At 34.2% G+C, this 7,645-nt stretch carries 9 protein-coding genes and 1 pseudogene; 7 read left to right on the forward strand and 3 right to left on the reverse strand.

What is annotated here, in order from left to right; translation table 11 throughout:
* Positions 1-121: pseudogene (locus J3495_RS19265) on the forward strand (IS1595 family transposase); the annotation flags it as partial.
* Positions 122-149: 28 nt separating this feature from the next.
* A complete protein-coding gene (locus J3495_RS18700; protein WP_210668465.1) occupies positions 150-548 on the forward strand; it encodes a hypothetical protein in 399 nt (132 codons plus the stop codon).
* A 122-nt stretch (positions 549-670) separates the two neighbouring features.
* Here the strand turns inward: J3495_RS18700 and J3495_RS18705 are convergent, their stop codons facing one another.
* On the reverse strand, positions 671-1,300 hold the full coding sequence (locus J3495_RS18705; protein ID WP_236025512.1) for a DUF1287 domain-containing protein: 630 nt from the start codon (positions 1,298-1,300) through the stop codon (positions 671-673).
* 102 nt (positions 1,301-1,402) lie between these two features.
* Between J3495_RS18705 and J3495_RS18710 the strand changes: the two genes are divergently transcribed.
* Genes J3495_RS18710 through J3495_RS18725 form a run of 4 tightly spaced genes read left to right on the forward strand, consistent with a single transcriptional unit; the run spans position 1,403 to position 3,997 of the window.
* Complete coding sequence (locus J3495_RS18710) at positions 1,403-1,864, forward strand: GNAT family N-acetyltransferase (protein WP_210668466.1); 462 nt, start codon at positions 1,403-1,405, stop codon at positions 1,862-1,864.
* Positions 1,865-1,878: 14 nt separating this feature from the next.
* Positions 1,879-2,568: a RadC family protein gene (gene radC, locus J3495_RS18715; RefSeq protein ID WP_210668468.1), complete on the forward strand. Its 690-nt coding sequence runs from the start codon at positions 1,879-1,881 to the stop codon at positions 2,566-2,568.
* Positions 2,569-2,570: 2 nt separating this feature from the next.
* On the forward strand, positions 2,571-3,257 hold the full coding sequence (locus tag J3495_RS18720; protein WP_210668470.1) for a YjjG family noncanonical pyrimidine nucleotidase: 687 nt from the start codon (positions 2,571-2,573) through the stop codon (positions 3,255-3,257).
* A 2-nt stretch (positions 3,258-3,259) separates the two neighbouring features.
* Complete coding sequence (locus J3495_RS18725) at positions 3,260-3,997, forward strand: hypothetical protein (RefSeq protein WP_210668472.1); 738 nt, start codon at positions 3,260-3,262, stop codon at positions 3,995-3,997.
* A 15-nt stretch (positions 3,998-4,012) separates the two neighbouring features.
* On the opposite strand, the gene J3495_RS18730 is transcribed toward J3495_RS18725, so the two are convergent.
* Entirely contained in the window at positions 4,013-5,290 is a 1,278-nt protein-coding gene (locus J3495_RS18730; RefSeq protein ID WP_210668474.1) for a replication-associated recombination protein A, read from the reverse strand.
* 219 nt (positions 5,291-5,509) lie between these two features.
* On the opposite strand from J3495_RS18730, the gene J3495_RS18735 reads away from it, so the two are divergent.
* A complete protein-coding gene (locus tag J3495_RS18735; protein ID WP_210668476.1) occupies positions 5,510-6,274 on the forward strand; it encodes a rhomboid family intramembrane serine protease in 765 nt (254 codons plus the stop codon).
* Positions 6,275-6,734: 460 nt separating this feature from the next.
* Here J3495_RS18735 and rlmB read toward each other — a convergent pair whose 3' ends face one another.
* Positions 6,735-7,469: a 23S rRNA (guanosine(2251)-2'-O)-methyltransferase RlmB gene (rlmB, locus tag J3495_RS18740; protein ID WP_210668478.1), complete on the reverse strand. Its 735-nt coding sequence runs from the start codon at positions 7,467-7,469 to the stop codon at positions 6,735-6,737.
* Positions 7,470-7,645 lie beyond the last annotated feature (176 nt).

Genomic DNA, 7,645 nt, shown 5'->3' on the forward strand with positions numbered 1-7,645 from the left:
ATTTACCTTTAGAATTAATAGATCAATTTTCAAAGAAACTATTTTTCACAAAACAATTCAACGAATGATTACGGCATTGCCAATTTATCAGTATCAAATAATACAGAGGCTAAGTATATAACTCAATTAATTTAATATTATATTTATCGATGGCTTTCTTTCTAATTATTAGCCTTTACGGTTTAGTATTGGTGGAAAGTATTTGGAATAAAATTTTATTACTTTCTTTGCCTTTGTTTTTGATTGTTCAAGCGGTAAGAACTTTTAAAGTTTTTATTCTTTTTGAAAATAGATTGCTTATAAAACGACCATTGAGCTTAAAGCTTTTTAATAATTTTTATAGTTTATCTGATATAAAAGAAATTGAATTTAAGAGTTTAAAAGGGATGCACAAAGGTAATATTTTGATAGTTTGGACTAAGTATACTTCAAGTAAACAAGACGAAAGCTTTTCTTTTAATTTACGAAAGGATGAAGTTTGTTTTTTTTCTGAAAATTTAAAAAAATTAGGAATTGAGGTAAAGGATGAGGGCTTTAATTATTTATGAGTTTAATGATTTGATACAATTTGTCTTTTAGATAATTATAAAATATGTGAATGTGTCAGTTGCAAGTTTGTAACTGGCATTTTTTTTTGGAATTAGGATTTTAGAATTTATTTTTTGAAATTTTATTTCTCATATTTAAAATGTCCCACAATTTCGTATTCAAATAAACAATCTTCCAGCACTTGTCCGCCACCAACATTGTGTACAATTAGGTTTCGTTCTCCATCATCAGATTTTTTGTTGGTAACAATCCCGATGTGCGGTAACTTTCCGTTGATCATCCAGGTGACTAATTCTCCTGTTTTGTAGTCTTCAGCATTTTTTGTTATCGCCAATTTTGAACCTTTTCTTTCGAAGAAAATCTCTAGATTAGGCACTCTTCTATGGTCAATATTAGTGTCGGTTTTGGTCATGCCCCATTTTATTAAATTTGGATATTTTTCAAAATTTTCCACCATATCTTCATGAACTTCTTGCTGTAAATCGATCCCTAATTTTCTATAAGAACGAATAATAACATCTGTACAAACACCTTTATTTGACGGAACATCTCCGTTGGGATATTTTATAGAAAAATAAGCCGGATCATAATGTATTGAAGGATCAATTATAGAAATCGCTGCATCAGATAATTTTTCTTCAAACGTTTTTGCGCTGTTTTCTGAAGAAGGCAAAAAGGTGATTTCCTGTCTTTCTTTTTGCTGACAGGAAAGAAATAAAACACTCATCAGAACAATACAAATAGATTTCATTTTTTTTATTCAAATTTAATGATATTCAGAATAGGAAATGCTTTTTTATTGAATGATTTTTCTTATTTTTAAACAAAATATTTCCCAAGCAATTTGATTAACATGAATCCAGAAATTAAAGTAGTAGCGACTACTAGTGAAAACGCTGATTTTGTAGCTCTCATAAAAACATTTGACAACTTTTTATGGGAACGTTATCCGGAATTGAAAACCAGTTATTGGGGTAATAATGTGATCGAATTTAATCCGAACGTAATTCTCGTGTACGTCAATGATCAACCTGTTGGTTGCGGTTGTTTTAAGAAATACAATGCCACAACAGCCGAACTAAAAAGAATGTTCGTATCGCCCGAAGCAAGAGGTTTGGGACTGGCGCAGTTAATTATTAAAGAATTGGAATTAAAAGCAAGTCAACAAGGATTTAAAACATTAATTCTGGAAACGCTTTACAAACAAATTGAAGCGATTAGTTTATATCAGAAACTAGGTTTCGAAATAGTTGAAAACTACGAACCTTATGTTGGTCTAACGAATAGTATCTGCATGAGCAAAAGCATTATCTAAAAAATTACTCAAAAATGGAACCCACTCATTTCCCTATTACCAATTGGTCTGAAGATGACAGGCCACGTGAAAAACTGATGCTAAAAGGCAAAAGTGCTTTGAGTGATGCCGAGTTGATTGCCATTTTGATTGGTTCCGGAAGCCGTAACGAGTCGGCAGTAGATCTGAGTAAACGAATATTAGCGAGTGTGGATACCTTAAATTCTCTTGGAAAAATGTCATTGGCGCAACTCACCAATTTTAAAGGAATAGGAGAGGCCAAAGCGATTTCAATCATTGCAGCATTAGAATTAGGCAGGCGCCGAAGAGCCGAAGATGTTGGCGATTTGGTGAAAATAACTTCGAGTAAATTGGTTTTTGAAATCATGCAACCTATCATCGGCGAATTGCCTCACGAAGAATTTTGGGTATTATTTCTGAATAATTCCAACAAGGTGATTTTGAAATCGCAACTGAGCAAAGGCGGTATTTCGGGCACAATTGTAGATGTGCGATTGGTTTTTAAATTGGCGCTTGAAACGAGCGCTACAGGCTTGATACTGTGTCATAATCACCCTTCGGGACTTCTAAAACCCAGTGAGGCCGATATCAAAATCACTAAAAGACTAAAAATAGCAGGAGATAGTTTAGATGTTAAAGTTTTGGATCATTTGATTATTACTGAAACAAAATATTATAGTTTTGTAGATGAAGGAATTTTTTAGTTATGAAAACCACTATTACAGACATTTTTTTTGATTTAGATCATACGCTTTGGGATTTTGATAAGAATTCAGAAATTGCTTTTGATCGAATCTTTAAGAATAAATACCCACACATACAAACGGCAGATTTTATTGCCCAATACGCTCCAATCAATCAGGCATGCTGGAAATTATATCAAAACGATCAAATTACACATCTTGAATTGCGTTACAATAGATTGAAGTTTTCTTTTGATGCGCTGAACCTTAAAATATCTGATGAAGAAATTAACGAAATTGCCCAAGATTACATCGAATTTCTTACCGATAATAATCACCTTTTTGATGGTGCAAAAGAAGTCTTGGATTACTTAAAACCCAAATATAATTTGCATATTATCACCAACGGATTTGCTACTGTACAAGACAAAAAAATAAAAAATGCTGCGCTTTCGGGATATTTTTCTACTATTACAAATTCTGAATCAGCAGGAGTAAAAAAGCCAAATAGTAGTATCTTTGATTTTGCTATCAATCTGGCTAATGCTTCCAAAGAAAATAGTGTCATGATTGGCGATTGCCTCGATGCAGATATTAACGGAGCACTAAACGCGGGTCTGGATGCTATTTTTTTTAATGAAAAAAAGATTGAAGCTCCAGCAAACATCAAACAAATAAACCATTTATTAGAACTAAAAAAATATTTATAATTATGAAAATTAAACTTTTGTTGCTTACTCTACTTATTTCTGTTATCGGATTTGGACAATCTATCAACGATTACAAAGCGGTTATAGTACCATTAAAATATGAATTTCTTAAAGGTGAAAATCAATACAGATCAGCGACGATGACAAAATCTAATTTGGTAAAGGCAGGTTTTAAGGCTTTTTACTCAAACGAACAGCTTTCTCCGGAATACAGTGATCGTTGCGAACTTTTATACATAGACATGAAAAAAGAAAGTGGTTTTTTGGTGACCAAACTTTTTGTAGAGTTTAAAGATTGTTATGGCAAAGTGATTTATACTTCTGAAATAGGGAAGAGCAAAGAAAAAGAATATGAGCTGGCTTACAAAGAATGCATTGATTTAGCTTTTGTTTCAGTTAATAAATTACGTTACAAGTACAACGGAAAATCGGGGGCTTCTGTGGTAAAAGCTACTCCGGCAGTTGTAACACCTGCGGTAACGACCAACATAGTTGAAGCTCCTGTAGCAGACATGACCGATCCGAATTTGTTGTACGCACAGCCAACAGAAACAGGTTATCAGCTAATTGATAAAACGCCAAAAGTAGTAATGAAGTTGATGAAAACTTCGCGTCCAGACAGCTTTATTGCTATAAAAGATGGTGTTCAAGGTACTTTAAACGCAAAAGACAATCAATGGTTTTTTGAATATTACCAAAACGATAAATTGGTTTCTGAAAAGATTGTAGTGAAATTCTAATTATGAAATTTGGTTTTAATAACCATATTTATCCTTCCAACGGTTCTTTAAAAATTCGCGGTTGCTGTTCTCTCGAGAATTGCTTCCCGGATTATAAAGAACCGTTTCTTTTATCGCTTCGGGCAGAAATTCTTGCTCTGCAAAGTTATTGGCATAATCGTGCGAGTATTTATAATCATCACCATAACCCAACTCTTTCATAAGTTTGGTAGGCGCATTTCTTAAATGTATCGGAACGGGCAGATCCCCAGTTTGTTTCACTAATTGCTGTGCATTGCCGATCGCCAGATAAGAGGCATTGCTTTTAGGAGAAGTGGCCAAATAAATAGCACACTGGCTCAATATGATCCTACTTTCTGGATAGCCAATTGTGGCTACCGCCTGAAAAGTATTGTTGGCCATAATAAAAGCAGTCGGGTTGGCATTGCCAATATCTTCACTGGATAAAATAAGCATTCTACGGGCGATAAATTTTACATCTTCGCCACCTTCAATCATTCTTGCCAGCCAATAAACTGCACCATTTGGATCGCTCCCCCGAATTGATTTTATAAAAGCCGAAACGATATCATAATGTTGTTCGCCACTTTTGTCATACAAAACAGTATTTTGTTGTACCAATGCAAAAACAATATCGTTCGTAATAATAATCTCGTCGCTAGCAGAAGCATTAACCACAAGTTCAAAAATATTCAATAATTTTCTTCCGTCACCGCCAGAAAGTCTTAGCAGCGCTTCCGTTTCTTTCAAAATAATGTTTTTGGTGGCCAAATACGAGTCGGTTTTCATCGCACGATGCAACAAAGTCTCCAAATCGGCTTTCGTAAAAGCATTCAAAACATAGACTTGACAACGTGACAATAATGCAGGAATCACCTCAAAACTTGGATTTTCGGTCGTCGCACCAATCAATGTAATCCAACCTTTTTCTACCGCAGCCAAAAGCGAATCTTGTTGTGATTTACTAAATCTATGAATTTCATCAATAAACAAAATGGGGTTTTTGGCTGTAAACAAACCGCCGCTCTGTTTGGCTTTTTCAATCACATCCCGAATGTCTTTTACCCCAGAATTTATGGCACTCAGGATATAAAAAGGACGTTTTGACTCCTGGGAAATAATCTGCGCCAAAGTCGTTTTTCCAGTTCCTGGTGGTCCCCAAAAAATCAACGACGGGATAATTCCTCTCGAAATCTGTTGCGTCAACGAACCATTAGGGCCAACCAAATGACTCTGACTTACGTAGTCTTCCAATTTTTGCGGGCGTATGCGTTCGGCTAGTGGTGCTTCCATTTTGTAAAATTACAGTTTTCAATTTTAATTTAATAGTTTTCTGGAGCTATTTCCAGCTATCTCCTCTATCTTTACTTGCCTAAAGAAGGCAAGCAAAGGATGCCGTTTCTATCTGGGCTAGTACTCACAATCAAGAGATTTTGTGATAGCTGACAATTTATCAGTAATTTATTTTTGGATAGTTTTTTGATAGCTCCTTATCCTATCTAGTACATGATTATGGACGACAATCATTTTAAATTTTCAAACACAGTTATAGCGCTTCCTTTATTTTTTGTGCTTTTCTTGTGGTTTATATTTTGGCTTCAAATTCGTTTTGATTTCGATTTCTATCAATACGGTATTTATCCACGAGATTTTTCGGGTTTGAGAGGCGTTCTTTTTAGTCCTTTTATTCACGAAAATTTAAGTCATTTGTATAATAATTCAATTCCACTTTTGGTCTTATTGGCAGCTTTACATTATTTTTATCCAAACCAATCTTTGCCTGTTATCGTTTACGGAATTTTATTTTCCGGACTGATAACCTGGATTATTGGGCGACCCAATTATCATATTGGTGCTAGTGGACTCATTTATGTGTTGGTAAGTTTTATTTTTTTCAAAGGAATTCAAACCCGTTATTATCGTTTAGTAGCGCTTTCTTTTTCGGTGATTTTATTTTATGGCGGAATGATCTGGTATGTTTTTCCGGATGTTGATGCTACCATTTCCTGGGAAGGGCATTTGGCAGGTTTCCTAACCGGATTTACTTTGACGTTGTTTTATAAAACTCCAGAATATGCCAAACCCATCGTTTACGAATGGCAGAAGCCAGAATTCGACCCTGAACAAGATGCTTTTATGAAACATTTTGATGAAGATGGTAATTTTGTCAATACCGAGCTTCCAGAAGAAGAAACCGAAAATTATGAGACTTATTTTAATACGCATCCGTGGGTCAAGTATATTATTACTAGGTCTGATACTGAAGAAAAATCATAAAACGGATTATTAGTTGTGAATCTGTTTTGCATCTAACAAAATCAAAATGCGAATGCAAAATGTTCTTTCGAATAAAAAAAAATTCTCAGGGTTTACTCAGATTATTGTACACTCTCTATAAGTGCATTCACAAAATAAACAAACGTTCTTACCTAATTTATTTAGGAGTTTGCAAAATTAATAAATGCTTACTCCTAATGTATTTAAGAGTAAGCATAATCAATATATGAGTTTACAAAATTAGAATAGGAGTTCACAAAATCAATAAATGCTTACTCGTAATCTATTTAGGAGTAAAGATACTTAATAAAGACGTTCACTAAATCAATATACGAATTCACAAAATTGATTACATACGTTTTGTCTCAAGAAAATTTGTTTGACAAAAGAAAAAAAACGAAAATCGAGATCGTAGGCTTTTGCAAAGAGATACTTGCGTTCTCATTCAAACAAAGTGTTTTTAACTTCTTTGACGAACTGCTTCGTATAAAAAAGCGCCACAAGCAACAGAAACGTTCAAAGAACCAATCGTGCCAAACATTGGTAGTTTTGCTTTTTCATCTACAATTTTAAGTACAGAAGGGTTGATGCCTCGATCTTCAGATCCCATTATGATGGCTAAAGGTTCGTTCAACTCTAAATCATAAATATTAGATTCGGTTTTTTCTGTAGCCGCTACAGTTTTAATTCCGGAACCTTGCAGGTAAAAGATAGCGTCTTTAATGTGTTCTACTTTACAAATAGGAACATTAAATACTGCGCCAGCAGATGTTTTTACAGTGTCACCATTTACAGGGGCAGACCCAGCTTTTTGCACGATGATTCCGTTTACACCAGTACATTCTGCCGTTCTAATGATTGCACCAAAGTTTCTGGCATCAGAAATTTGATCCAGTATTAAAAATAAAGGTTTCGATCCCGAAGCAATTGTCGATTCTACCAAATGTTCCAGGTCAATAAAACCAATAGGCGATATTGTTGCCACAGCCCCTTGGTGGTTGTTTGGTGTTAACCGATTTAGTTTTTCTACAGGAACGTACGAAAAATTAATATTAGCGCGTTTCATCACCTTCATTAAATCTTTCATTAATTCACCTGATATTTCTTTTTGTATAAATACTTTATCAACTTCTTTTCCTGCCTGAATCGCTTCTATAATGGCTCTTATTCCAAATATTTGATGTTCTTTTTCCATGGTGCAAATATAGGGTAATGTTTTTATAAAAAAAACCACCCTGAATTAACGAGGGCACTGAAAAACATCCCTTATTTTGATCAGGTTTATTTTTTAGACAATAAAAAAACGCTTATAACAGGACTTTAAAAAATCCGCTATAAGCGTTTTTCGTTTTATAACTGTTTTTGATTTGA

It is taken from the genome of Flavobacterium geliluteum, from assembly GCF_017948595.1.
Taxonomy (GTDB): domain Bacteria; phylum Bacteroidota; class Bacteroidia; order Flavobacteriales; family Flavobacteriaceae; genus Flavobacterium; species Flavobacterium flavipigmentatum.